The 25,635-nt window shown below is 68.0% G+C and carries 16 protein-coding genes; 6 read left to right on the top strand and 10 right to left on the bottom strand.

Annotation, left to right across the window (positions count from 1 at the left end; genetic code table 11):
- Positions 1-121: 121 nt before the first annotated feature.
- The 10 genes from FHW84_RS15100 to FHW84_RS15055 form a co-directional block, all read right to left on the bottom strand.
- Positions 122-2,557, bottom strand: a complete 2,436-nt coding sequence (locus FHW84_RS15100; RefSeq protein WP_167256803.1) for a GH92 family glycosyl hydrolase — start codon at positions 2,555-2,557, stop codon at positions 122-124.
- A 46-nt stretch (positions 2,558-2,603) separates the two neighbouring features.
- Positions 2,604-4,022 carry a glycoside hydrolase family 125 protein gene (locus FHW84_RS15095; RefSeq protein ID WP_167256990.1) on the bottom strand — a complete coding sequence of 473 codons (1,419 nt, stop codon included), beginning with the start codon at positions 4,020-4,022 and terminating at the stop codon, positions 2,604-2,606.
- Positions 4,023-4,048: 26 nt separating this feature from the next.
- Entirely contained in the window at positions 4,049-6,700 is a 2,652-nt protein-coding gene (locus tag FHW84_RS15090; RefSeq protein ID WP_167256802.1) for a glycoside hydrolase family 2 protein, read from the bottom strand.
- A gap of 259 nt (positions 6,701-6,959) precedes the next feature.
- Complete coding sequence (locus FHW84_RS15085) at positions 6,960-8,312, bottom strand: alpha-L-fucosidase (RefSeq protein WP_167256801.1); 1,353 nt, start codon at positions 8,310-8,312, stop codon at positions 6,960-6,962.
- An 87-nt stretch (positions 8,313-8,399) separates the two neighbouring features.
- Complete coding sequence (locus tag FHW84_RS15080) at positions 8,400-11,300, bottom strand: TonB-dependent receptor (protein WP_167256800.1); 2,901 nt, start codon at positions 11,298-11,300, stop codon at positions 8,400-8,402.
- 83 nt (positions 11,301-11,383) lie between these two features.
- Positions 11,384-13,597: a family 20 glycosylhydrolase gene (locus FHW84_RS15075; RefSeq protein ID WP_167256799.1), complete on the bottom strand. Its 2,214-nt coding sequence runs from the start codon at positions 13,595-13,597 to the stop codon at positions 11,384-11,386.
- Positions 13,594-14,646, bottom strand: coding sequence for a glycosyl hydrolase family 18 protein (locus FHW84_RS15070; RefSeq protein WP_167256798.1), 1,053 nt, complete (start codon positions 14,644-14,646; stop codon positions 13,594-13,596). The genes FHW84_RS15075 and FHW84_RS15070 overlap by 4 nt, the downstream gene beginning before the upstream one ends.
- On the bottom strand, positions 14,646-16,286 hold the full coding sequence (locus FHW84_RS15065; RefSeq protein WP_167256797.1) for an alpha-L-fucosidase: 1,641 nt from the start codon (positions 16,284-16,286) through the stop codon (positions 14,646-14,648). Before FHW84_RS15065 ends, FHW84_RS15070 begins: the two co-directional genes overlap by 1 nt.
- Positions 16,261-17,832, bottom strand: coding sequence for an alpha-L-fucosidase (locus FHW84_RS15060; protein ID WP_167256796.1), 1,572 nt, complete (start codon positions 17,830-17,832; stop codon positions 16,261-16,263). The genes FHW84_RS15065 and FHW84_RS15060 overlap by 26 nt, the downstream gene beginning before the upstream one ends.
- 11 nt (positions 17,833-17,843) lie before the next feature.
- Positions 17,844-18,908, bottom strand: coding sequence for a glucokinase (locus FHW84_RS15055; RefSeq protein WP_167256795.1), 1,065 nt, complete (start codon positions 18,906-18,908; stop codon positions 17,844-17,846).
- Between the two features lie 431 nt (positions 18,909-19,339).
- Here FHW84_RS15055 and FHW84_RS15050 point away from each other — a divergent pair, with 431 nt between their 5' ends.
- Genes FHW84_RS15050 through FHW84_RS15025 form a run of 6 tightly spaced genes read left to right on the top strand, consistent with a single transcriptional unit; the run spans position 19,340 to position 25,425 of the window.
- Entirely contained in the window at positions 19,340-20,302 is a 963-nt protein-coding gene (locus FHW84_RS15050; RefSeq protein ID WP_343203608.1) for an aldo/keto reductase, read from the top strand.
- On the top strand, positions 20,299-21,174 hold the full coding sequence (locus tag FHW84_RS15045) for an amidohydrolase family protein (protein WP_167256793.1): 876 nt from the start codon (positions 20,299-20,301) through the stop codon (positions 21,172-21,174). The genes FHW84_RS15050 and FHW84_RS15045 overlap by 4 nt, the downstream gene beginning before the upstream one ends.
- 37 nt (positions 21,175-21,211) lie before the next feature.
- Positions 21,212-21,958: an SDR family oxidoreductase gene (locus tag FHW84_RS15040; RefSeq protein WP_167256792.1), complete on the top strand. Its 747-nt coding sequence runs from the start codon at positions 21,212-21,214 to the stop codon at positions 21,956-21,958.
- A gap of 10 nt (positions 21,959-21,968) precedes the next feature.
- The gene (locus FHW84_RS15035) at positions 21,969-22,826 is read left to right on the top strand and encodes a fumarylacetoacetate hydrolase family protein (RefSeq protein WP_167256791.1); all 858 of its coding nucleotides are present in this window, start codon (positions 21,969-21,971) and stop codon (positions 22,824-22,826) included.
- 44 nt (positions 22,827-22,870) lie between these two features.
- Complete coding sequence (locus FHW84_RS15030) at positions 22,871-24,202, top strand: enolase C-terminal domain-like protein (RefSeq protein WP_167256790.1); 1,332 nt, start codon at positions 22,871-22,873, stop codon at positions 24,200-24,202.
- A 14-nt stretch (positions 24,203-24,216) separates the two neighbouring features.
- Positions 24,217-25,425 (top strand): alpha-hydroxy acid oxidase, encoded by a 1,209-nt coding sequence (locus FHW84_RS15025; protein WP_167256789.1) that lies wholly within the window; start codon positions 24,217-24,219, stop codon positions 25,423-25,425.
- The last annotated feature ends 210 nt before the right edge of the window (positions 25,426-25,635 follow it).

Genomic DNA, 25,635 nt, shown 5'->3' with positions numbered 1-25,635 from the left:
GAGCGATGAAGCAGAAGCGCAAAGCCGAGCGACGCTTCGTAGATATTCTGACGCGAGCACCCGCCCCTCATCTGCCTGCCGGCATCTTCTCCCCGGCGGGGAGAAGAGCTCGAGTTTGAACTTACGCCTTCATCACCGCCCCAAACGACGGCGGCCGATCCCCCGGCGCCGCGCCAAACTGCTTGTTCGGCACCTTCCCCATCTGGAACACCAAGGTGCCCCCAGCCGCCAGATCCGCATGCGCGATCCAGCTCTTGCTCCACGGCTTGCCGTTCCACGTGACGGACTGGATATAGGGGCTGTCCGCCGCATTGCCCTTGGCCTCCACCACCAGCTTCTTGCCGGCGATATCCACTTCCGCGCGGTCCAGCACCGGGCTGCCGAATACGTAATGCGTGCTCACCGGGTCCACCGGATACAGGCCCATCGCGCCGAGCACGTACCACGCGCTCATCTGCCCGCAATCCTCGTTGCCGGCCAGGCCGTCGGGGTCGGCGCGGTACATGTCGGTGAGCAGCATGCGCACGCGCGACTGCGTCTTGTAGTGCGCGCCGGTGTAGGCATACAGGTACGCCATGTGATGCCCCGGCTCGTTGCCGTGCGCGTACTGGCCGACCAGGCCGGCGATATCCGGCGGGGCATCGGCCGGCAGTTCGGAGCTGGTGGTGAACAGTTCGTCCAGCTTGCGCTCGAACGCGGGCTGGCCGCCGAACAGTTCCATGTAGCCGTACAGGTCGTGCTGGTTGAGGAAGGTGGCCTGCCAGGCATTGGACTCGGTGAAGTCGCGCCACTGCTTGCTGTGGCCGATGCTGCGCGGATCGAACGGTTCCAGCCACTGGCCGTTCTCGCCGCGCGGACGCATGAAGGCCACGCTCTTGTCGAACACGTTGCGGTAGTTGCGCGAGCGCTTGCGCAGCGCTTCCGCGTCGTCCTTCGCGCCGGCGGCGTCGGCCAGGTGCGACAGCGCCCAGTCGTCGTAGGCGTATTCCAGCGTCTTGCTGACGGCTTCCCATTCCTTGTCGGCGGGGATGTAGCCGAGCTTGCGGTAATAGGCCAGGCCGCGATAGTCGTCCTCCATCGCGCGCTTGCGGAACAGCGGCCAGGCCTGCTTCGGGTCCACTCCGGCAAAGCCCTTGGCCACCGCCTCGGACACCACCACCGCGGAGTGGTAGCCGATCATGCAACCGGTCTCCACGCCCTGCAGCGGCCATACCGGCGGGCCGTCGGGGCTTTCCGCCGCCATGCGCAGCAGGCCGTTGACCAGGTCGGGCACGCGCTCGGCCTGGAACAGCGTGTACAGCGGATGCGCCGCGCGGTAGGTGTCCCACAGCGAATAGGTGCTGTAGTTGTGGCTGCCCTCGGGCAAGTGGTGGATCTTCAGGTCCATGCCGCGGTAGCGGCCGTCCACGTCGCTGAACAGCGTGGGCGCGAGCATGGTGTGGTACAGCGCGGAGTAGAACACCTTCTTGGTGTCTTCCGATGCGGCATCCACGCGGATGCGGCCCAGCTCCTGCTCCCACGCCGCTTCAGCGGCATGGCGCGCACCGTCGAAATCCCAACCCGGTACTTCCGCATCGAGATTGCGCAGCGCGCCGTCGATATCCACGCCGGAAATGCCCACCTTCACCAGCAGCGGCGCCTGCCCCGGCTGCTTGTAGTGCAGCGTGGCCTTCAGATTGGTGCCGCTGGCATCTTTCGCACCGGCCAGCGGCGCATCGTTGTTGTAGAGCACCGCGCTGTCGAACGGACGCGAGACTTTGAGCGCGAAATGGATATAGCGGCCATTCGCCCACTGGTGCACGCGGCGGCTGCCGACCAGGGTGTCTTTGCCGACCAGGCGCAAGCTCGCGTCGCTGACCTTGGTCGGCTTGGCCGGGTCGTCGTGGAAGCCATGCGCGAAGTCGATCAGCAGATGGCCTTCGTCCTTGCCGCGGAAGGTGTAGCGGTGCAGGCCGGCGCGCAGCGTGGCGGTCAGCTCGGCCAGCACGTCGTAATCCTTCAGCTGCACCTGGTAATAGCCGGGATGCGCATGCTCGGTGGCGACGTCGTAGCGCGAGCGGTAGCCGCGCGTGGCCGGCTGGCCCTGGCGCGACGGCGAGGGCGTATTGGTCGGCGGCACGCCGTCATAGCGCGAGCGGTAATTGGTGCCGCGGTATTCGCGGTCGCCCGGCTGCAGGCGCACGGGACCGGTGCACGGCATCACCAGCACGTCGAGCATGTCGGCCGCGCCGGTGCCGCTCAGGTGCGTATGCGAGAAGCCCATGATCGAGCCGTCGCCCTGATGGTAGCCGGACGAGGCGTCCCACTGCGCGTCATAGGTGTCGGGGCTGAGCTGCACCATGCCGAACGGCAGCGACGGCCCGGGAAAGGTATGGCCATGGCCGCCGGTGCCGATGAACACGTCCACGTAGCGCGACACGCCGGTGGCGGCTTCGCCCGCGCCGCCGCCCTTGGCGCCGGCGGCATGCGCCTGGGCGATGCCATTGAAAGGATCGAGCCGGTTGCCCAGCAGGGCCGCGGCCACTGCGCCTTGCAGGAATCGCCTGCGTGTCACCATGGGGAAAACTCCAGAGGGGGATGGAGGGGGGAAAGCAGGATACGCCTCAAGCGCGCAGCAAGGCCGGCTGCCGCTGCGCCAATTCGACGATCAGTTCGCCGAACAGCGTATTGGCCCAGGCAAACCAGGACCGGGTGAAATGCGCCGGATCGTCCTGGTCGAAAGCCTCGTGCATGAAGCCGCTGCCGGCATGCGTGGTCTTCAGCCACTGCAGGCACTGGCGCGTCTGCGCTTCGTCGGTGCTGGTGAAGGCGCGCATCATGATTGACATCGGCCAGATCATGCGCAGGCCTTCATGCGGACCGCCGACGCCTTCGGCGGCCTTGCCCGAGAAGAAATACGGATTGCGCGTGCTCCACGCCAGCTCGCGCGTGCGGCGATAGCGCGCATCGTCCACCGGGCAGCAGCCCAGGTACGCCAGGCTGAGCAGGCCCGGCGCGTTCGCGTCGTCCATGAACAGCTGGTTGCCGTAGCCGTCCACTTCGTAGGCCCAGAACTCCCTGCCCTGCTCGTCGCGCATCACGCCGTACTTTTCGGCGGCCTGCTGCACTTCGTCGGCCAGCGTCTTGCACTCCTGCGCAAAAGCCGCGTCGTTGAACAGGCTCTGCGTCATCGCGCCCAGCTCGCGCAGCACGTGCACGGCGAACAGGTTGGCGGGAATGAACAGCGGATACAGGCAGGCGTCGTCGGAAGGACGGAACATCGAATGGATCAGCCCCACCGGCCTGGCCGGGCTGCCGTAGCCGCCCAGGAACAGGCTTTCGGTGGGAATCAGCGACTGCCGCTGGAAACGGTACGGCCCGGGGCCGTCCTTGCGCTGCTGCTCGCGGAAGGTCTGCACCACCAGGCGCATCGCGGCGCGCCACTCGTCGTCGAAGGGTTCGCGGTCGCCGGTGGCTTTCCAGTACGCCGTGGCCAGGCGCACCGGATAGCACAGCGAATCGATTTCCCATTTGCGCTCGGCCACGCCGGGGCGCATGTCGGTGACGTCGTGCTGCGCCCAGTCCAGGTTGGTCTTGGCGGTGGGATCGGGCAGGAAGGCGTTGGCGTATGGATCGATCGCGATGCACACGGCCTGGCGGCGGATCAGGCCGCGGAACAGCCGGCGCAGATCGGCGTCCTGCTTCGCCAGCGGCACGTAGGGCCACACCTGCGCCGACGAGTCGCGCAGCCACATCGCGTCGATATCGCCGGTGACCACGAAGGTATCCGGCTTGCCGCGCAGCGTGCCCAGCTCCACCGTGGTGTCGAGCGTGTTGGGATAGCAGTTCTCGAACAGCCAGGCCAGTTCCGGATCGGCGATCCTGGCCTTGGTGCGCGCGATCACCTGCTCCACCGCCTTGCTGGTGAACTTGCGCCTGGCCAGCGGCGGACGCTTGCTGACGAAACCGCCGGCGGCGGCGCGCGCAGTGGACATCAGGCCCGGGCCGCCGACCGCGGCGGCGCCGAGCGCGAACGACATCATCTTCAATACATCGCGGCGGTTGGCATTCACGGCTTGGCGTCTCCCTTGGTGGCGCCGGCCAGCGAGCGCACATGCAGCGCGCCGCGCAGGGCATCGATGCCGGCTTCGCTGGTGATGCGCAGTTCGCGTGTCTCGCCGGGCAGCAGGTCGAAGGCGTTGTCTTCCGGCGCGGCGTCGAGCGTGCCGAAATCCACCCACACTTCGCGCGCCAGGCGCCTGGCGCTGACCACCAGCAGGCCGCCCTGCCCGTTGTCGCGCAGCTCGGCCTTCAGGTCCGGATCGGGCAGTTTCAGTTCGATCGGCGGCTTGGCGAACAGCAGGTGGCGCGACAGCAGCCGGCCCTTGTCGTCCACCAGTTCGTACACGGCGAAGCTGCCGGCGGGGTCCGCCTTGCGCAGCAGTTCGGCGTCGGTGGGGCTGGCCACCTTGGCACTGGCCAAGGGCGCCACCTTGAGCGCCTGCTTGCTCTCGCGCAGCACCTTGCCGTCCATGCTCATCACGCGGCTGCGCAAGGTGGCCTGGAACGGCTCGGTGCGATCGGAGACCACGAACACGTCGCTACGCCCGTCGTTATGGACGGCCACCACGCGCACCGGCGCATAGAAGCGGCGGGCGTGGAACTGCAGCGCCTTCCAGCGGCCGAAGTAATCCACGCTGGACCAGGACGCCCCCGGCCACACGTCGTTCAACTGCCAATACAGCGAACCCATCGCCTGCGGCCGCACGCTGCGCAGATGCTCGGCGGCCAGCTCGATACCCTCGGCCTGCATCACCTGGCTCAGGTACACGAACGATTCGAAATCCTTCGGCTCGCCGTAATACTTGCGGATATACAGCAGCAGGCGGTCGTTGCCGTCGCCGTTGGCGAACTTCTGGTGCGCGCGCATCACCGGCGAGTTCGGCTCCAGGTCGCGCTCTTCGGCGAAGGCGCGCACGGTGGCCATCACCGGGAAGGACTGCAGGCCGTACTCGGACTGGAAGCGCGGCGTTTCGCTCAAGTAATGCTCGATCGGCTTGGAACCGGACCACACGCTCCACGAATGGTAGTCGCCGTCGGTGAGCTGGTTGGCCGGGCCTTCGTAGTCGGTGCTGGGCGAGCTGGCCCAATACGGCACGTCGGGCGCGTTCTCGCGCACCACGCTGCGCAGGGTCTCGCCGAACAGCTCCTTCATGCCGTTTTCGATGCGCGCCAGTTCGTCCGGCGCCAGCGAGGCCCTGAACTTCTTGCGGTCGTCCCAGGCTTCCCAGCCGGTCTGCACTTCGTTGTTGCCGCACCAGAGCACGATGCTGGGGTGGTCGCGCAGGCGGCGCACCTGCTCCACCGCTTCGATGCGCGTGTTCTCGCGGAAGGCTTCGTCGTAGGGCGGGATGGCGCCGCCGAACATGAAGTCCTGCCAGATCATCAGGCCCAGCCGGTCGGCTTCCTCGTAGAACGCATCGCTCTGGTAATGCCCGCCGCCCCACATGCGCAGCATGTTCATGTTGGCGTCGCGCGCGGAGCGCAGGATCTGCGCCATGCGCTCGGGCGTGGCGCGGTTGGGGAAGCTGTCGAACGGAATCAGGTTGGCGCCCTTGGCGAAGATCGGCACGCCGTTGACCACGAAGGCGAAGCCGCGGCCCCACGGGTCCTTGTCGCGGCGCAGCTCGACGCTGCGCAGGCCGGTGGCGCGGCTGGCGGCGGCCAGGGTGGCGCCGTCGCGGCTCAGGGCGACCTCGAAGCGGTACATGTCCTGCGCGCCGTAGCCGACCGGCCACCAGCGGCGCGGATGCTCGATGCGGATCGGCAGGCTGAGCGCGTTGTCGCCCTTGCGCAGTTCGACGTCCTGGCTGGCCTGCTGGCGGCTGCCGTCGGGGTCGGACCAGCTCACGGTGAGTTTCGCCTTGCCGGCCTGGTCGGCCTGCACGTTCGCTTCCGCGTGCAGTTCGGCCACGTCGGCGTCGACGTGCTGCTGGGCGATGTGGACATCGCTCATGCGCACGTCGTCCCAGCTTTCCAGCCGCACCGGCTGCCAGATGCCGAGGGTGACGTAGCGCGGGCCCCAGTCCCAGCCGTACTGGTAGTTGGCCTTGCGGATGTAGTTGGCGCTCTGCTTGCCCTTGGGCTCGTCGCCGAAGGCCGAATCGAACTCGCCAGGCAACGCATACGGCTGCTTGAGCAGCCACGGCTGCAGGCGCGCGATCGGCGAATGCAGGTGCACTTCGAGCTTGTTCTCGCCGGAGCGCAGCGCGCCCTTCACCGGCACGCGCCAGCGGCGGAACATGTTGTCGGCGGCGATCAGCTTGCGGCCGTTGAGGGTGACGTCGGCATAGGTGTCGAGCCCGTCGAACACCAGCTCCACGTGGCCCCGCTTGAGCGTGGCCGGGTCGGCCTTGAAGCTCAGCCGGTAATCCCAGTCGGCCAGGCCGATCCACTGCAGGCGCGCCTCGTTGTCGCGATAGAACGGATCGGTGATGACGCCGGCCTTGAGCAGGTCGGTCTGCACGCTGCCCGGTACTTCGGCGGCGCGCCATTCGGCGGCTTCGGGGTGGGCCTTGGCCTCGGCCGATTTCGGCGCGACGTGGAACTGCCAACCTTGCTCAAGTGATTGCGTGCTTAGCTGCGCGGCTGCGGCAGGGCCAGCCAGAAGCAGCAACACCGCCAAGGCGGACCAGTAGGGGAACGTTGCGCTTCTCTGCATGAAAAGTTCCGATGTAGTCGTGAGTTTTCGATCTGGAATCCTTCTCCCCGTTCACCCATTTGTGCACGGGGAGAAGGTGGCGGCAGCCGGATGAGGGTTCGGGCGGAGCGGTGCACATCACGCTTGCGCTCCGCCCGTACCCTCACCCCAACCCCTCTCCCTCCGGGAGAGGGGCTAAAGCACCGGAGCGGTGCGCTTCACGCTTGCGCTCCGGCCGGCCCCCTCACCCCAACCCTCTCCCCGGAGGGGAGAGGGGGTTTTAGTGCCGGGCGTCGAACACCTGGAATTCGCGGATGCGCGCGACGCCCGCGCTGGACAGGATATGCAACCGTACCTTCTGTGCCGTGACCGGCGCAAAGGTATCGATCTTCTTGTGTCCGATCGCCTCGGCCCGCGCCACCGCCTTCCAGGCCTGGCCGTCCCAGATTTCCACCGCATAGCGGCGCACCGCCTGCCCTTCGTCCAGCCACTCCATCGCCAGCGTGCGGTCGAAGGTCACCGGCTTGCCGAAGTCCACTTCCAGCGTGGCGCTGCGCGCGTCGGCGGGGGCGGACCAGAAGCTGTCGCGGTTGCCGTCGAGCGCGCGCTCGGTGTTCTCGTCGGTCTTCGCATGCTTGCGCGCCAGGTTGGCGGCATCGCCGTAGCGCGCTTCCACCGCCTTGCCGAACTCTTCCAGCCGCTTGACGTCCGCTTGCGGCAGCAGGCCGTGATTGTCCGGCGCGATGCCGAGCATCAGCTGGCCGCCGCGGCCCACGCTGCTCTCCCAGATGTCCATCAGCTCGGGCACGCTCTTGAGCGAGGCCTCGTCATTGGGGTGCCAGAACCAGTGCAGCTTGTGCAGCGGCGTGTCCACTTCCACCGGGCGCCAGCGCTCGTAGCCGTGGCGGTCGATCACGTTCCAGTTCTCGTAGCGGATATGGCCGTCTTCCTGGCCCACCCAGCGCGCGTCGCCGTATTCGAACAGCGCCATGTCGGCGAATACCACCGCATTGGGCTGGTAGGTGCGCAGCTCCTCGATATAGCGCTTGAAATCGTAGACGTGGCCGGCGCTGCCGGCGCCGTCCAGCCACCACTCGGCGAGCATGCCGTAGTTCTGCACCAGCTCGCCCAGCTGGGCCACGTAGTAGTTGTCGTAGGCCTTGGAGTCGGCATAGCGCGGCTCGTGGCGGTCCCACGGCGACAGATAGATGCCGAACTCCAGCCCTTCCTTGGCGGCGGCGTCCGAGGCCAGCTTCACCAGGTCGCCCTTGCCGCCCATCCACGGGCTGCTCTTCACCGAGTAGTTGCTCTGCCCGGTGGGCCACAGCGCGAAACCGTCGTGGTGCTTGGCCACCATCACCATGTAGGTGGCGCCGGCCGCGCGGCTGGCGCGCGCCCACTGCACGGGGTCCACCTTGTCCGGATTGAATACCTTCGGGTCGGCCTTGCCGTCACCCCATTCGCGGTCGAGGAAGGTGTTGGTGCCGAAGTGCACGATCACGCCGAACTCCAGGTCCTGCCAGTGCGACTGCTGCGGCGAGGGAGTGAGGCCGGCGGCGTTCTGCGCGTGGGCGGTGAAGGCCAGGCCCGCGCCGAGCGCAAGGCAGAGGAGACGTTGCGACCACTTCGACATGTGTTGTTCCTGCTTATGTTGTGAGTTACCCGGCCGGGGCAGCCGGACCAACCGGCGGGGCGCCAGCCGGCGCCCCGCCTTCTTGCCTTAGTCGAGTTTGTATTCCACCTGCAGCGAGATCTCGCGGCCGTTGTAGTTGGCGCCCTGCAGCGTCGGGATGAACTCGAAGCCGCCCGCGTAGTACGGGATCTTGCCGACCTTGTCGAACAGATTGGTGACGGTCAGGCCGAGCCGCAGCTTCTCGTCGAAGCGGTAGCCCACGGTGCTGCTGAAGGTCACCCACGGCGAGGTGTAGGCGTGGTAGACCACGCAGGACGGATCGCCCAGCGACGGCGTGATGCCGTTGGCCAGCACCTCGCAACCGCCGTAGTGCGGCGCGCGCACGCCGCCCTGGCGTTCGCCGTACACGGTCACGTCCCACGGGCCGTTCAGCCAGTTCAGGGTGGCGCGGGTGCGCGTGGCGACGCGGTCGTAGCGGGTGTTGAGCAGCGGATCGCTGGCGTACTTGCGCAGCTTGTACGAGAGGTTGTCGGTCCAGTCCAGCGAGAAGTTGAACGCGCCCCAGTTCTGGGTCTTCCAGCGATAGCTGACGTTGGCGTCCACGCCGCTGACGTACAGCTTGTTCTGGTTGATCGGACCGGTGTAGACGGCGGTGATGTTGCCCTGCCCGTCGCGGATCACGTTGGCGATGATCTGCTTGCAGTACTCCGAACCCTGCGGATGCAGGGTGTACGGCGCGCCGCCCACCTGCAGGCCGGTGCGGCAGCCCGCCTCGTCCTTCAGCACGTCGTCCTCGCCGACGTTGTCGATCGCGTTGTCGATGCCCATGTGCCAGTAGTCGGCGGAGATCGACAGGCCCTCGACCCAGTTGACGTCCCACACGAAGCCATAGGTCCAGGCATGGCCTTCTTCCGGCAGCAGGTTCTGGCCGCCGGCGGCGTGCAAGGTGTAGTAGGTGGTGTGCTGGATGGCCGGACAGACCGCCTGGTTGGCGGCGATGCACTGGTAGTAGTCGGAGTAGATGCCCTTGGTCGACAGCGAGTCCTGCTTGTACAGGTACTGCATGTCCGGCGCATGGAAGTTGGTGCCGTAGGTGCCGCGCAGCAGCAGGCCGGCCACCGGGCGCCACTCGATCGCCGTGCCCCAGGTGCGGGCGATGTCGGCATCGCTGGCGTCGCGGTACTTGTCCAGGCGGCCGGACAGGCTCCAGGTCAGCGTGTCCGACAGCGGCACGCGGAACTCGGTACCGGCCGACAGGCGCATGCGGGTGCCGCCGCCGGCGTTGTAGTCCTGGAAGGGGTCGCCGAAGGTGGTGGTGTTGCCGCGCGCATCGGGCGTCAGCTTGTAGCCCTGGTGGTTGGCTTCCAGCACGCCGGCGAAGCCGACCGGGCCGGCCCAGGTGTTGAACAGGTCGCCGGTGAGGTTCAGCGAGGCCTGGTCCATCCACGACACCGCGGTGTTCTGGCCGGTCACGGCGAACGTGCGGTAGTCGGCCGTGGAGATCGGATTCCAGAAGCGCTGCTGGTTGATCGTGTAGACCGGATACTCCTCGCCGCCCACCGTGGTGGTGCCCTGCTGCGGGCCGAAGAAGTAATTGAACATGCCCTGCTCGTTCAGGCCGGTGTAGCTCTCGCGCACGATGTACTTGGCGTGGCCGACGTTCAAGTCCCAGTTGAAGCGGTTGTCGAACAAGGTGCCGCGCAGGCCGGCATGGATGTCCCAGTTCTTTTCGTCGTCGTGGGTATTGCCGTAGCCGCCCATTTCGCCCGGCGTGAGCTGGCGGAAATAGTTGGTGATCACCTGGCCCGTGCCCTGGTCGTAGAACGAACCGGGGATGCCGCCCATCGGATACAGGAACGGCAGCTCGGTGTTGGACACGCCGTGGGTTTCCCAATAGCCCACCGAGCCGTAGGCCTGCAGGCCGCCGCCGAAGTCGTAGGTGCCGGACACGTAGGCGTCGCGGTCGTCGCGGCCTGGCGTCAGCACCCAGTTGCCGAACAGGTCGTTCTGCGCACAGTAGCTGCCGAGGTCGGTGATGTTGGTGGGATCGACCGTGTTGCCGTTGGTCGCCACCGTCTGCTTGTGGTACTGGCTGAAGTTGTTCTTGAAGCCGCGCTGGTTGCAGGCGCCGGCCGGCGGCGTGATGTAGTTGCCGTTGCCGTCGGCCAGCATCAGGCCGGTGTAGCGCGGATAGCCGAACATGCGCGCGTTCTGGTCCCAGGCGCCGTAGCCGGCGTCGGCGTCCGAATCGGTGTAGCGGCGGTCGCGGCCCCACAGCGGCGTGCGGTGGCTGCGCTGCAGGTTGTACACCACGCTCCAGTTGTCGCCCGAACGGCCGCCGACGAAGTTGATGTCGCCGAAGTCGCGTCCGCCGCGGGTGGAACTGCCGACCTGCACCTTGATGTCGTCACCCTGGTAGTTCTTCTTCAGGATGATGTTGACCACGCCGGCGATGGCGTCCGAGCCGTAGATCGCCGAGGCGCCGGTGGCCAGCACCTCGATGCGGTCGATCATGCCGGTGGGGATGTTGTTGTAGTTCTGGAAGTTGGTCTTGCCGTTGGCCGGCATCGGGTAATCGGTGACGCGGTGGCCGTCGATCAGCAGCAGGCTGCGGTTGGAACCCATGTTGCGCAGGTTGAGCTGGCGCGCGTTGACCGAGGTGCTGCCCCAGCTCGGCGGCGTTTCGGCGATGCCGGCCTGGGTGATCGAGTTCATCACCTCGAACACGGTGTTGAAGCCCTGCTTCTGGATGTCCTCGCCCTTGATGATGTTGACCGGCGCCGGTCCTTCCACTTCGGCGCGCGCGATGCGCGAACCGGTGACCACGACCTTGTCCAGCGTCTTGGCCTTCTTTTCCCCTTGCGCGGCCTGGTCCTGCGACTGGGCCTGGTTGGTGCCGGCGTCCTGCGCGTGCAGCGCGAACGTGGGCAGCAGCACCAGCGCGAGTGCGCTGGCGAGTCTGTGACGGCGTAGTGCGATGTGCGACATGGTTTAACTCCTCCCCGTTAGATGGATGCCTTCCCCCGAAGGCGTGGGCACAGCTTGTTGCTCCTGTTGCCCGGCGCGCTCCCTCAGCGCGCCAGGATTTCGTCGACGAACGTCCAGGTATGGCGGTCGTCTTCCGCCGCATGGCGGGTCAATTCGATACGCAGATAGCGTGCGCGGAACGGCCGCGAAGCCGTATAGGCCACACGCTGTATATGGGCCACGTGATCGCGTTCGATCGGCTTGATCTTCACGTCGCGCAGGGTGGTCCAGTGCTTGCCGTCCGCCGAGGCGGCGAAGCGCACCTTGCGCGGCCACCAGATCCAGGATTCGTCCTGCTGCAGCACGCCCACGCTCACCTCGTGCAGCTCGGTGACGCTGCCCAGGTCCAGGCTCAGCTTGGGGTCGAGCTCCTCCCAGCCCAGCCAGGCGCCGCTCTTGAACTCGCCGCTGCCCAGCACGCCGTCGGTGAGCGTGGCGGCGCCGTGGCCGCTGTAGGCGGCGTCGGGGGCCGGATCCACGCTGGCCGCCGCGCCGAAACTGGCGCTGCGCTCCAGCTGGAACGCGCGCGGATGGTCGTAGGCGCGGCCGCGGCGGAACGGCACCACGCGCAAGGTGCCGGGCTGTTTCAGGTCCAATACATCGGTGAACGAAGGCGAGGCGGCGGTGGGCTCGCTGCCGTCGGTGGTGTAGTGGGTGACCACGTCGTCGAAGCCGCGCTGCGCGCTGACCTGCCAGCCGTCGCGGGCGGCGTTGGCGGTGACCGTGTAGTCGGCGGTGTTGCGGTCTTCCGGTCCGTACGCCACCTGCCAGGCATCCAGCCGCGGATAGTGCGCGGCCAGGCGCTGGTGGAAATCCGCATAGGCCGCCGCATCGGCGATGCCGCCGCGCCACAGGCGCTCGGCGAAGGCGAGCAGGCGCGGATACAGGCGCTGCTCGGCGTTCAGCGGATCGGCGCGCTCGCTCCACAGCGGCGCCTCGGCGCCGAGCACCAGCTTGCTCTGCGCGTAGTCGGCATCGCCGAGCGGATCGACCAGGTAGAGCTTTTCCACGCTCAGCCGCGACAGCGGCGAGTCGAGGTAGTACGGGCTGGCATTGACGACGCGGTTGCCGTTGGCGAACGCCTTGTGGAAGCCGGCATCGCCGCGCCACACCTCGACGACGGCGGCGGCGTCCACGCCGCCTTCCAGGACCTCGTCCCAGCCGATCATGGTCTTGCCCTTGCCGGCCAGGTACACCTGCATGCGGCGGATGAAATAGCTCTGCAGGCCCGCTTCGTTTTCCAGGCCTTCGTCGCGGATCAGCTTGTCGCAGGCCTCGCAATGGCTCCACGCGCCGGCCGGCACTTCGTCGCCGCCGATATGCACGTAGGGCGAGGGGAACAGCGGCAGCACTTCGTCCAGCACGTTCTGCAGGAACACGTAGACGTTCTCGTCCGCCGGGCAGAACACGTCGCTGAACACGCCCCAGCCGGTCTGCACGGGAATCGGCTTCTTCGCGCAGGACAGCTCCGGGTAGGCGGCGATCGCCGCCGAGCTGTGGCCCGGCATCTCGATCTCCGGAATCACCATGATGTTGCGCTGGCGCGCGTATTCGACCACTTCGCGGATCTGGTCCTGCGTGTAGAAGCCGCCGTAGCGGCTGCCGTCGGCCTCGGTGCGCCAGGCGCCGACTTCGGTGAGCTTGGGATAGCGCTTGATCTCGATGCGCCAGCCCTGGTCTTCGGTGAGATGCCAGCGGAACACGTTGAGCTTGTAGTAGCTCATCAGGTCCAGCTGCTTCTCGATAAAGGACACGGGATAGAAATGCCGGCCCACGTCGAGCATGTGGCCGCGGTAGACGAAGGTCGGCGCATCCTCGATGCGCACCGTTGGTATCGTTACCTTGGCCGATCCGGAAACATCCGCCGGGAGCAGCTGGCGCAGCGTCTGCACGCCCCAGAACAGGCCCTTGTCGGTGGCTGCGCGGATCTCGATGCCGCGCGGCGTGACCTCGAGGCGGTAAGCCTCTTCGCCGGCGATCTGCGGATCGAGCTGCAGCGCGATGCGCCGGCCCCGGCTGCCCATAGGCAGATCGAGGCCCGCCTGCGCCTGCACCGCGTCATGCAGGAAGGCGGCGATCTCCTTCGAGCGCGCATCGGCCGGCGCCTCGATGGCGACCTTCTTGTCCAGCACGAAGCTGCCCTTACCCTCTTCCACCTGCTTCGGATACGGCAGCAGCGCCAGGCCCGCATGCGCGAACGCGCACCAGGCCAGCGCCAGCGCGCCCAAGCCCAGGCGCAAGGCCTTTTCCTTCCTCATCGCGTCGCCTCCGGCAGTGCATCCCATACCTTCGGATCCTCGGCGCCCAGCACCCAGGAGCAATAGCCCTGCAGGCCATATTGCTTGACCAGGGCCACGCGGTCGGCGAAAGCGCGCGCGTCGGGCAGGAACACCCATTCGCGCATGCCGTCGCGGTAGAACCAGAACCAGCTCTCGTGCTCCACCGGGTCCCACTGGATGGTGGCACCGTATTGCCGGGCCAGCGGGAAGGACTCGTCCGCGTCGATGTACGAGGCGGCGATGTTCGATTCCTCCTTGCCGTCGTCGCGGCGCGGGTCGGCGGTGTACCAGTGATAGCCGTAGGTGGCGATGCCGACCGAGAGCTTGTCCTTCGGCACCAGGGTGAGCGCGTATTCCAGGTGCTGCACCGTCCACGGCATGCCGCCCACCGGGCCCGGCGTGGTCCAGCGCGTGTGCTGGTCGTAGGTCATCAGGCAGATCAGGTCGGCCGACTGGCCCAGCGCCTTGAGGTCGTAGGCGCCGCGCCAGAACTTCCACATCCACTGCGCGAAACCGCCGCCGCCCGCGTAGCCGGGCGCATTCGGCACCACCGCGATGGACAGCTGCAGGCCGTGCTTGTGCAAAGCTTCCGCGGTCTGCCTGGTCATCAGGCTGAGCGCGTCGCGGTCGTTCCAGTCGATGTTCTCGAAGTCGAACTGGAAGCCGAGGTAGCCGTGCTTGGTGCCCTGCTCCACCAGCGCGGCGATCATCGCCTTCTTCGCCGCCTCGTCATGCAGCAGCTGGTGGAACTTGTCGCGCACGCCGCCGGCCGAAAGGATCGGCATCACCGGCATGCGATGCTGTTTGGCGATCTGCATCACCAGCGGATTCGGCTCGCCCGAGACCAGGCCGCTTTCGTCCACGTGATACCAGGTGGGCACCACCACGCCGATCTTGCCGGCGTGCGCCTCGAACGAGGCCATCGATTTGGGCGTGTCCATCAGATAGAACATCGCGCCGGGAATGCGCGCATTGGCCAGCGCCGGCAGCAACAATAACAACAAGACAAGCAGTAGCAGGCGCCGCATCACGGAGCCCCCAGTTCGATGCGCAGCACGTACGCGTATTCGCCGACCGGCTTGGCCGGCAGGGTCAGGTGCAGGCCGTCGTCCTGCTGCTTGAACGCCACCGCCTTGCCGTTGGCGAGCAAGGTCACGGCCTTCACGCCGTCGCTGGCCTTGACGGCATGGATCACCGCCTTGCCGTCGGCCGGCCAGGCCAGTTCGATCGCGTAGAGCTTGTCGCCATGTTTGGTGAAGCGGAAATCCTGCGCGGTATTGGCCTTGCTCTTGGTGTCCTGGAAGGAGCCGCCGACCACTTCGGTGGGGCCTTCGCCGAACTGGCGCCAGGGCGTGGTGCCGTAGATCGCCTCGCCATTGGTCTTCAGCCAGCGGCCGATGGAGTGCAAGGTGTCCTGCGCGGCCTGCGGAATGCTGCCGTCGGCGCGCGGGCCGATATTCAGCAGCAGGTTGCCGTTCTTGCTCACCACGTCGACCAGCAGCTGGATCAGTTCCTGCGGCTGCTTGTAGGTGTCGTGCTCGACGAAGCCCCAGGAATCGTTGCTGATCGAGGTATCGGTCTGCCAGTGCGTGGGATTGATGCCGGTGAGGCGGCCGCGCTCCACGTCATAGGTACCGGCGCCGTCGGCGAACTCGCCGAACTTGTAGTTGACCACCACGCCGCCGCGCGTGGCGCCCTGGTTGTAGTAGTAGGCCAGCATCTTCGGCAGCGAGTTGCGGAAAGTGGGGTGGCCGATCCACCAGTCGAAGTAGATGAGGTCCGGATGGTAGTCGTCGATCAGCTCGGTCGTGCGCGCCAGCCAGTCGTCCAGCCAGGCCTGCGAGACGTAGGTGAAGTCGCCGGAAAGATTGTCGCTGTCCGGGCCGCTCATGCGCAGCTGCGCGGGGCCGTAGAACTCGGCGTACTTGGGATCGTTGACGTCGGAAGCGAACTCGCGGCCGTTGCCCATGAACCAGTCGTGCTCGGCGCGATGCGAGGAGAGACCGAAGTGCAGGCCTTCGGCGCGGATCGCCTTGGCCAGCTGGCCGATCACGTCGCGCTTGGGACCCATCTTCACCGCGGTCCAATCACTGAGCTTGGAGTCGTACATGGCGAAGCCGTCGTGATGCTCCGCCACCGGCACCACGTAGCGTGCGCCGGCATCGTGGAACAGCTTGGCCCAGGCGGCGGGATCGAACTTCTCCGCCTTGAACATCGGAATGAAGTCCTTGTAGCCGAACTTCGCCTGCGGGCCGTAGGTGGCCACGTGATGGGCGAATTCCTTGCTGCCCTGCACGTACATGTTGCGCGAGTACCACTCGCTGCCGAAGGCCGGCACCGAGTACACGCCCCAGTGGATGAAGATGCCGAACTTGGCGTCGTCGTACCAGCCGGGCGAACGGTAGCCCTGCAGAGAAGCCCAGTCGGCGCGGAACGGACCGACGGCTTCGCCCTTCTCCACCTCGGCCAGCAGCGCGCGGCGCTGCGGCTCGAACTTGGCGCTGGCCTGCTCCCACAGCTCGCTGTTGCGCCGCGGGCTCTGCGTCTTGGCGGTGGGCGCGGTGGCGTCCTGCGCGTGCGCGGCAAAGCCGGCGCAGGCGCACAGCAGCGCGGCGGCAAGACGGCGGCGCGGGCGGCGCGGCTCAGTGCAGTTCGATGCGATAGGCATAGGCGTGCGGTCCAGTGGGGAGAGTGGGGAGACGCAGATGCAGGCCGTCGGCCTGCTGCTCGAAGGGAATGTCGGCGCCGCCGGCCAGCAAGGTGACGCGGCGTACGCGCTGATCGGCGCCGATCGAATGGATCACCGCGCGGCCGTCTTTCGGTTGGCCCAGCTCGATCGCATACAACCGGCCGTCGCGCGTGGTGAAGCGGAAATCCTCGGCGGTGTAGGGCTTGGTCTTGCTGTCCTGCATGGTGCCCGCCGCCACTTGCGTCGGGCCTTCGCCGTAGCGCCGCCAGGGGCGCGTGCCGTAGATCGCCTCGCCGTTGGCATGCAGCCAGCCGCCCACCGCGTGCAGGATCGCCACCGCTTCCGGCGGCATGCTGCCGTCGCCCTTGGGGCCGACGTTCAACAGCAGGTTGCCGTTCTTGCTGACCACGTCGGCCAGCAGGTGCACGATCTCGTCCGGGTCCTTGTAGCTGTCGTGCTCGACATAGCCCCAGGATTCGCGGCTGACCGAGGTTTCGGTCTGCCACGGCTGCGGGCGGATGTCCGCGGCCTGGCCGCGCTCGATATTCAAGGTGCCGCTGCCGGCGCGCATGCCGTCCAGCTTGTAGTTGAGCACCACGCCCTGCCCGCGCGCGGCGGCCTGGTTGTAGTAGAACGCGGTGAAGCGGGCCAGCGCGCCGCGGAAGCGCGGCTGCTCCACCCACCAGTCGAAGTACATCAGGTCGGGCTTGTAGCCTTCGACGATTTCGCCGGAACGCGCCAGCCAGTCGTCGAGATAGGCGTCGGAAACGAAGGTCCAGTCGTGTTCCTTGCCGTCTTCGCCCTTGGCGCCCTGCAGCGGATGCGCGGGGCCGTACAGCGCTGCATAGCGCGGGTCGTTGACGTCGGCATCGAACTGGCGGCCGAAGGAGAAGAACCAGTCGTGCTCGGCGCGGTGCGAGGAAAGGCCTAGCTTCATGCCTTCGGCGCGCACGGCCTTGGCGAGCTGGCCGATCACGTCGCGCTTCGGGCCCATCTTCACCGCGGTCCAGTCGCTCAAGCGCGAGTCGTACATGGCGAAGCCGTCGTGATGCTCCGCCACCGGCACCACGTAGCGCGCGCCGGCTTCGCGGAACAATTTGGCCCACGCGGCGGGGTCGAACTTCTCCGCCGTGAAACGCGGAATCAGCTCCTTGTAGCCGGCCTGCGCGCCGTAGGTGTCGACCTGGTGCTGGTGGTAATCGGCGTACTTGCCTTCGCGCTCGTACATATGGCGCGGATACCACTCGCCCTTGTACGCGGCCACCGAATACACGCCCCAGTGGATGAACACGCCGAACTTGGCATCGCGGTACCAGTCCGGCGCGCGGTAGTGGGCCAGCGTTTCCCAGTCGGGCGAGAACGGGCCTTGCCAGGCCTGCGCGTCGACGTCCTTCAGCAACGCGGCGCGTGCGCCGTCGTAAGGCCGGTTCGCCTCGCGCCACTGCGCTTCGATGGTGCGCGTATCCGGCGTGCCGGCGGCGGCCGCGAACGAGGCTGCGGTCAGCACCAGCGCCAGCGTTTGCATGGATGCCCGCATCACTGCCGCGCCGGCTGGTCCAGGTACCAGCTGGCGGCGCCGATCACGCCGAGCTGGCCGTGGTCGACCACGCGCACCGGCACGTTGTCCAGGAACGGGCGCATCACGCCCTTGTCGAGAAAACGTTCGACGAAACGGCTGGCGCGCACGTAGCCGGCGATGCGCGAGAGAAAACCGCCGGCGAGGTAGATGCCGCCGGTGGCCTGGTACAGCATGGCCAGGTCGCCGGCGAAGGAACCCAGCCAGCCGCAGAACAGGTCCAGCGTTTCCGTGGCGCGCGGATCGCTGCCGGCGATCGCGGCGGCGGTCACGGCCGCCGGTTCCGCGCACGCCGGCGCCTTGCCCTGCTCGCGGCACAGCGCTTCGTACACGCGCAGCACGCCGGGGCCGGACAGCACGGCTTCGTAGGAGATATGCGTATCGCGCCCGGCCAGCAGGCGCATCACGTCCTGCTCGCGGCCGACGCGCGCGGCGAGTTGCATCTGGCCGGCTTCGCTGGCCAGCACCACCGGCGGCGAACCCGGCAGGCGCACCGCGGCGCCCAGCCCGGTGCCCGGCCCGACCACCACGATGGGGCCGGGCGTGGACGCGGCGCGCGCGGCGGTGTGCAGCACCGGCGCACGCGCGGTGTCGATATACGGCGCCGCGTGCGTCAGCGCGACGAAATCGTTGATCAGATGGACCTGGTCCAGCCGCAGCTCGGCGGCCAGCGCCGCCGGCTCGATGCGCCAGGGCAGGCTCTCGTTGATCAGCACGCCTTCGTGCGCGCAGCCGGTGCAGGCCAGCACCAGTTCGCGCGGCCGCATGGCCAGGCCGTCGAGGAAGGCGCGCACGATGGCGGCGAAGCTGGCGTGCTCGCCGCAGCGGAAGATCCGGTACGCCTGCACCACCGGGCCGCCCGCGCCGCTGCCCGGCGCCATCAGCGCCAGGCGTGCATGGGTGCCGCCGACGTCGGCGGCCAGGAACGGAGCGCGGCTGGCGGCCGCGCCGGTCGAGCGCGCACCATCCGGAGCCGCGGTGGGACGGCTGGGGCCGCGCCCTGCCGGAGGCAGCGCGCCGAGCACGCTCTCCGCTGGCCAGATGGCCCCAGCGGGCGCTGAAGTGGTTTCGTGCCGGTCCACGCCAAACCTCCCCTTACTTCCCCAGATGCCGCCGCGGCGGCGATTTCGCCGGCGAGCGGAACGTCGCCGACTTCACCGGCGAACCGATGGTTCATATTTACTTAGATCGTTTCAAGTCGCGTTGCAACACAAATTTCATCTGTCTTATGCATTGGCCGATTTCCACTTGTAAATACACATTTCATAGGTGCACACTGATTCGATACCCGGCGCGGGCATTTGAGAGGGGACCTGCGCATGGGCCAAAGTCCCCGTCCGAGCCCCCATCCAGGCCGGTGCCGGGGGCGCCCAGCGAGCGGAGTTTCTGCATGGCCGATCCAGGCATTCCCAACCCGCGAGGCGCCGAGCGGCGCCCGCCCCGGCGAGGTCCCGCGGTGTCGCGGCTCGCCTTCGGCGGTGCCCCCATCGGCAACTTGTACGCGGGAGTGGATGAAGCGAGCGCCCGCCTGGCGGTCGAGCGCGCCTGGCAGCACGGCATCCGCCATTTCGACACGGCGCCCTACTACGGCTACGGCCTGGCCGAGGAACGCCTGGGCGCCGCGCTGGCCGGCGTGCCGCGCGCCAGCTACACCCTGTCCACCAAGGTCGGCCGCCTGATCGAGGACGCGCCCGGCCGCGACGCGCTGGCCGACGGCTTCGACGTGGCCGGCAAGCGCGCGGTATTCGACTACAGCCGCGACGGCGTGCGCCGCGCGGTGGAAGCCAGCCTGCAGCGCCTCGGCGTCGACCGCGTCGACGTGCTGCTGCTGCACGACATCGGCGCCCTCACCCACGGCGCGCAACACCCGCGCGTGCTGCGCCAGGCGCTGGACGAGGCCCTGCCCGCGCTGGCCGAGCTGCGCGCGCAAGGCGTGTGCGATGCGATCGGGCTGGGCGTGAACGAAGAAGCGGTGTGCCTGGAAGTGATGCCGCGCTTCGAGCTGGACGTGATCATGCTGGCCGGCCGCTACACCTTGTTCGAGCAGGAACACAGCACGCGCGTGATGGCGCAGGCGCTGGAACGCGGCGTGTCGATCTTCGCCGCCGCGCCGTACAACTCCGGCCTGCTCGGCGGCGAACGGCCGGGCGAGACCTACAACTACGCGCCGGCCGACGCCGCGGTGCGCGCGCGGGCGCAGCGCTTCTACGACGTCTGCGCCGAAGCCGGCGCCAGCGTCGGCGCCGCCGCCCTGCAGTTCCCGCTGTTCCATCCGGCCGTGGCCACCGTGGTCTGCGGCATGCGCACGCCGGACGAAGCCGATGCCGCCGCCGCGCGCCGCGACGCGGCGCTGCCTGCCGGGCTGTGGCCGCGCCTGCGCGCCGCCGGCCTGCTGGGCGAACATGCCGTGACGCCATGAACGCGATCGACGCCCACCAGCATTACTGGCGCGTGCAGCGCGGCGACTACGGCTGGCTCGACGACGCGCCGCACGTCCTGCGCCGCGACTTCCTGCCGTTCGAACTCAACCCGCACCGCGCCGCCGCCGGCGTGCAGCGCGCGATCCTGGTGCAGGCCGCGCCGACCGAGGCGGAAACGCGCTTCCTGTTCGAGCTGGCGCAGGCGGACCGCGCCGTGGCCGGCGTGGTCGGCTGGGTGGATGTCGAAGCGGCGGACGTCGACGCGCGCATCGCCGCCCTGGTGCGCGACGGCAACGGCCTGCTGCTCGGCCTGCGGCCGATGGCGCAGGACATCGCCGATCCGGACTGGCTCGCGCGCCCCGGACTCGACGCCGCCTTCGCCAGCCTGCAGCGCCACGGCCTGGCCTTCGACGCGCTGGTGCGCCCCGATCAATTGCCCGCGCTGCTCGCGCGCCTGGAACGCGAACCGCAACTGCGCGCCGTGCTCGATCACGGCGGCAAGCCCAGCGTCGACGGCGTCGCCAGCTTCGAAGCCTGGGCCGCGCCGATCGCCGCCCTGGCCGCGCGCACTTCGCTGTACTGCAAGTTCTCCGGCCTGCTCACCCAGCTCGCGCCGAACCTGGCCGAAGCCGCGCTGGCGCCCTACATCGAGCACCTGTTCGCCTGCTTCGGCCCCGCGCGCCTGCTGTGGGGCAGCGACTGGCCGGTGCTCACGCTGCGCGGCGACTACGCGCACTGGTTCGAGCTGGCGCGCGCCTATGTGCAGCGCCTCGCCCCCGGCCACGAGGAAGCGATCTTCGGCGGCAACGCCGCCGCGTTCTATCGCCTCGCGCCGATGACTTATTCGCACCGCAAGGAGACCACGCCATGATCGCCCGCTGCATCGACACCACGCCGGAGCTGCCGGCATGAGCGGCCGTCTCGCCGGCAAGCATGCGCTGGTCACCGCGGCCGGCGCCGGCATCGGCCGCGCCACCGCCCTCGCCTTTGCCCGCGAAGGCGCGCGCGTGCTGGCTACCGACATCGACGAAAAAGCACTGGCCGCGCTTTCCGCCGAAGCGCCGGAGCTGCGCACCGAACGCCTGGACGTGACCGACCCGGCGCAGATCGACCGCCTGGTCGCCAGCCATCCGCCCTTCGACGTGCTGTTCAACTGCGCGGGCTTCGTGCACGCCGGCACTATCCTCGATACCGACGACACGGCGTGGAAGCGCTCGTTCGCGATCAACGTCGACAGCATGTTCCACCTGTGCCAGCGCCTGCTGCCGGCCATGCTGGAGCGCGGCGGCGGCAGCATCGTGAACATGTCCTCGGTGGCTTCGAGCATCAAGGGCGTGCCGAACCGCTTCGCCTATTCGACCACCAAGGCGGCGGTGATCGGCCTGACCAAGTCCATCGCCGCCGACTTCGTGTCGCGCGGCATCCGCTGCAACGCGATCTGCCCCGGCACGGTGAAGACGCCCTCGCTCGGCGACCGCGTGCGCGCGCTGGGCGGCGACGAGGACGCGGTATGGCGCGGCTTTATCGAACGCCAGCCGATGGGACGCCTGGGCAGTCCCGAGGAAATCGCCATGCTGGCGCTGTATCTGGCTTCCGACGAAGCAGGCTTCACCACCGGCACCGTGCACATCGTGGACGGCGGCTGGTCCAACTGAGGAATCGAACATGAAACTGGTCCGCTACGGCGCCCATGGCAACGAGAAACCCGGCCTGATCGACAAGGATGGCGTGCTGCGCGACCTGTCCGGGCACGTCGCCGATATCGATCCCTACGTGATCAACCGCGAAGGCCGCGCGCGCCTGGCCGCGCTCGATCCCTCCACCCTGCCCGCGGTCGAAGGCACGCCGCGCTTCGGCGCCCCGGTGGCGCCGGTGAGCAAGATCATCTGCGTCGGCATGAACTACGCGCGCCACGCCGCCGAAACCGGCCAGCCGGTGCCGGCGCAGCCGGTGCTGTTCATGAAGGCCACCACGGCGATCATGGGCCCGAACGACGACGTGGTGATTCCGCGCGGCTCCACCTGCACCGACTGGGAAGTGGAGCTGGGCGTGGTGATCGGCGAGACCGCGCGCGACGTGCCGGTCGACGAGGCGCTGGCGCACGTGGCCGGCTATATCGTGATCAACGATCTCTCGGAGCGCGAGTTCCAGCTGGAGCACGGCGGCCAGTGGGTGAAGGGCAAGAGCTGCGACACCTTCGGCCCGCTCGGCCCCTGGCTGGTCACCACCGACGAAATCGCCGACCCGCAGAACCTGCACCTGTGGCTGGAAGTGAACGGCCACCGCTACCAGGACAGCAACACCAGCGACATGGTGTTCGGCGTGGCCAAGCTGGTCAGCTACATCAGCCGCTACATGACCTTGCTGCCCGGCGACGTGATCAGCACCGGCACGCCCGCCGGCGTGGGCCTGGGCCTGAAGCCCCCGACCTACCTGCGTCCCGGCGATGTGATCGAGCTGGGCATCGACGGCCTCGGCCGCCAGCGCCAGCAAGTGCACGCCCACCCGGCCGACGCGCGCTGAGCGCCGGCCCATCTTTTTCCAACCGGCAGAGGGAGGCCGGCCGCATGGCGACACGTGCTCCGGTGAAAATCACCGCGCTAGATACCTACGACATCCGTTTCCCCACTTCGCGCCAGCTCGACGGCTCCGACGCGATGAACCCGGATCCGGACTACTCCGCCGCCTACGCCGTGCTGCGCACGGACGACCCGGCGGGCCTGGCCGGCTATGCCCTGGCCTTCACCATCGGCCGCGGCAACGACGTGCAGAAGGCCGCGCTCGATGCGCTGCGCCCCCACGTGGTCGGGCTGACGCTGGACGAAGTGACCCATGACCTGGGCGGCTTCGCCGCGCGCATGGTCGGCGACTCGCAGCTGCGCTGGCTGGGGCCGGAAAAAGGCGTGATGCACATGGCCATCGGCGCGGTGATCAACGCCGCCTGGGACCTGGCCGCGCGCCGCGCCGGCAAGCCGCTGTGGCGCTATATCGCCGAGCTGTCGCCGGAGCAGGTCGTCGCCGCCATCGATTTCCGCTATCTGAGCGACGCGCTGACCCCGGACGAGGCGCTGCAGATGCTGCGCGCCGCCGAACCGGCCAAGTCCGCGCGCATCGAGCAGCTGCTCAAGGAAGGCTATCCCGCCTACACCACCTCGCCCGGCTGGCTCGGTTATACCGACGAGAAAATGCTGCGCCTGGCGCGCGAGGCGGTGGCCGATGGCTTCCGCACCATCAAGCTGAAAGTCGGCCTGAGCGTGGAAGACGACGTGCGCCGCTGCCGCCTGGTACGCGAAGCCGTCGGCCCCGGCGTGGCCATCGCGGTGGATGCCAACCAGCGCTGGGACGTGCACGCCGCGATCGACTGGCTGCGCCGCCTGGAAGGTTTCGACCTGGCCTGGATCGAGGAACCGACCAGCCCCGACGACGTGCTCGGCCATGCCGCGATCCGCCGCGCGGTGTCGGTGCCGGTGTCCACCGGCGAGCACACCCACAACCGCGTGATGTTCAAGCAGCTGTTCCAGGCCGGCGCGGTCGACCTGGTGCAGATCGACGCCGCGCGCGTCGGCGGCGTCAACGAGAACCTGGCGATCCTGCTGATGGCGGCGAAGTTCGGCGTGCGGGTGTTTCCGCATGCCGGCGGCGTCGGCCTGTGCGAGCTGGTGCAGCATCTGGCCATGGCCGACTTCGTGGCGATCACCGGCCGCAAGGACGACCGCGCGATCGAATTCGTCGACCACCTGCACGAGCATTTCGACGACCCGGTGACCGTCCGCGACGGCCATTACCTGGCGCCCACCGCGCCCGGTTTCTCGGCGCGCATGCATGAGCGCACGCTGGAGGAGTACCGCTTCCCCGACGGCCCCGTGTGGCAGGAACCGGCCGCGGCGGCAGCGGGCTGAGCAGGAGCCGACGCATGGCCACGCCCATCACCAACGTACTGGACCTGCGCGAACTCGCCCGCCGCCGCGTGCCGCGGGCGTTCTTCGAGTACGCCGACCGCGGCGCCTACGACGAGCTGACGCTGCGCGACAACCGCGCCGCGTTCGAGCGCATCCGGCTCCGCCAGCGCGTGATGATGGACGTGGACCAGCGCTCGCTCGCCACCACCGTGGTGGGCCAGCCGGTGTCGATGCCGCTGGCCATCGCGCCCACTGGATTGACTGGCCTGCAGCACGGCGCGGGCGAAATCCTCGGTGCGCGCGCGGCCTTGAAGGCGGGCATTCCGTTCTGCCTGAGCACCGTGTCGATCTGCTCGATCGAGCAGGTGCGCGCGGCGGTGAACGCGCCGTTCTGGTTCCAGCTCTACGTGATGCGCGACCGCGGCTTCGCGCGCGACCTGATCCGCCGCGCCAGGGACGCCGGCTGCTCCGCGCTGATGCTCACCGCCGACCTCACCGTGCAAGGCCAGCGCCACCGCGAGATCAAGAACGGCCTGAGCGTGCCGCCCAAGGTCACCCTGCGCAATCTGTTCGACATCATGAGCAAGCCGCGCTGGGCCTGGAGCATGGCGCGCGCGCCGAGCCGCTCGTTCGGCAACCTGGCCGGGCGGATCGAGGGCACGGGCAGCCTCACCACGCTGGCGCAGTGGATCGCCAGCCAGTTCGATCCCACGCTCAACTGGAAGGATCTGGAATGGATCCGCGAGTTGTGGCCGGGGAAGTTGATCCTCAAGGGGATCATGGACGAGGAGGACGCGCGGCTGGCGGCGGCGCATGGGGTCGATGCCATTGTGGTGTCCAACCATGGTGGGCGGCAGCTGGACGGGGCGCCGGCGAGTATCGAGGTGTTGCCTCGGATTGCGGACGCAGTTGGCGATGATCTCGAAGTTTTGTTCGATGGCGGCATTCTTAGTGGGCAGGATGTGTTGAAGGCGCTTGCCTTGGGGGCGCGCGCCGGGTTGATCGGCAAGGCGTTTCTTTATGGGTTGGGGGCCATGGGGGAGGAAGGGGTGGCGCGGACGATCGAGATCATCCGGAAGGAGTTGAGTGTGAGCATGGCGCTTACGGGGCAGACGGATGTGCGCCGTGTTGGGCGCGATGTGATTTGGCGGGATCATGCTGTGGCTGCGAGGCCGATGTTTTTGCCGTTGCCGGTGGGGTGTGGGCCGCAGGGGGCGCTGTAGTCTTTGCCCGCCGTAGTCTTTGCCCGCCGTAGTCTTTGCCCGCCGTAGTCCTCCCTACTCGTCATCCCGGCGTAGGCCGGGATCCAGTAACGGTATCGCCCGGTTTTCGCGGTGCCGCGACTTGGCCGCTTATGCAGCGGGCATTTCGGACGCCTGCCGGCGCCCGAGTCACTTTCTCTTTGCTGGCCCAAAGAGAAAGTAACCAAAGAG

This window comes from Dyella sp. SG562, assembly GCF_011759495.1.
Classification (GTDB): Bacteria; Pseudomonadota; Gammaproteobacteria; order Xanthomonadales; family Rhodanobacteraceae; genus Dyella_D; species Dyella_D marensis.
This window is presented reverse-complemented; position numbering and strand designations above follow the sequence as displayed.

Bases quoted from the DNA above. Each gene is read 5' to 3' on its own strand.
- FHW84_RS15040 (WP_167256792.1), top strand. From the start codon at position 21,212: ATGAGCGGCCGTCTCGCCGGCAAGCATGCGCTGGTCACCGCGGCCGGC.
- FHW84_RS15095 (WP_167256990.1), bottom strand. From the start codon at position 4,022: ATGATGTCGTTCGCGCTCGGCGCCGCCGCGGTCGGCGGCCCGGGCCTG.
- FHW84_RS15075 (WP_167256799.1), bottom strand. From the start codon at position 13,597: ATGAGGAAGGAAAAGGCCTTGCGCCTGGGCTTGGGCGCGCTGGCGCTG.
- FHW84_RS15060 (WP_167256796.1), bottom strand. From the start codon at position 17,832: ATGCAAACGCTGGCGCTGGTGCTGACCGCAGCCTCGTTCGCGGCCGCC.
- FHW84_RS15025 (WP_167256789.1), top strand. From the start codon at position 24,217: ATGGCCACGCCCATCACCAACGTACTGGACCTGCGCGAACTCGCCCGC.
- FHW84_RS15030 (WP_167256790.1), top strand. From the start codon at position 22,871: ATGGCGACACGTGCTCCGGTGAAAATCACCGCGCTAGATACCTACGAC.
- FHW84_RS15070 (WP_167256798.1), bottom strand. From the start codon at position 14,646: ATGCGGCGCCTGCTACTGCTTGTCTTGTTGTTATTGTTGCTGCCGGCG.
- FHW84_RS15065 (WP_167256797.1), bottom strand. From the start codon at position 16,286: ATGCCTATCGCATCGAACTGCACTGAGCCGCGCCGCCCGCGCCGCCGT.
- FHW84_RS15090 (WP_167256802.1), bottom strand. From the start codon at position 6,700: ATGCAGAGAAGCGCAACGTTCCCCTACTGGTCCGCCTTGGCGGTGTTG.
- FHW84_RS15045 (WP_167256793.1), top strand. From the start codon at position 20,299: ATGAACGCGATCGACGCCCACCAGCATTACTGGCGCGTGCAGCGCGGC.
- FHW84_RS15080 (WP_167256800.1), bottom strand. From the start codon at position 11,300: ATGTCGCACATCGCACTACGCCGTCACAGACTCGCCAGCGCACTCGCG.
- FHW84_RS15035 (WP_167256791.1), top strand. From the start codon at position 21,969: ATGAAACTGGTCCGCTACGGCGCCCATGGCAACGAGAAACCCGGCCTG.
- FHW84_RS15085 (WP_167256801.1), bottom strand. From the start codon at position 8,312: ATGTCGAAGTGGTCGCAACGTCTCCTCTGCCTTGCGCTCGGCGCGGGC.
- FHW84_RS15100 (WP_167256803.1), bottom strand. From the start codon at position 2,557: ATGGTGACACGCAGGCGATTCCTGCAAGGCGCAGTGGCCGCGGCCCTG.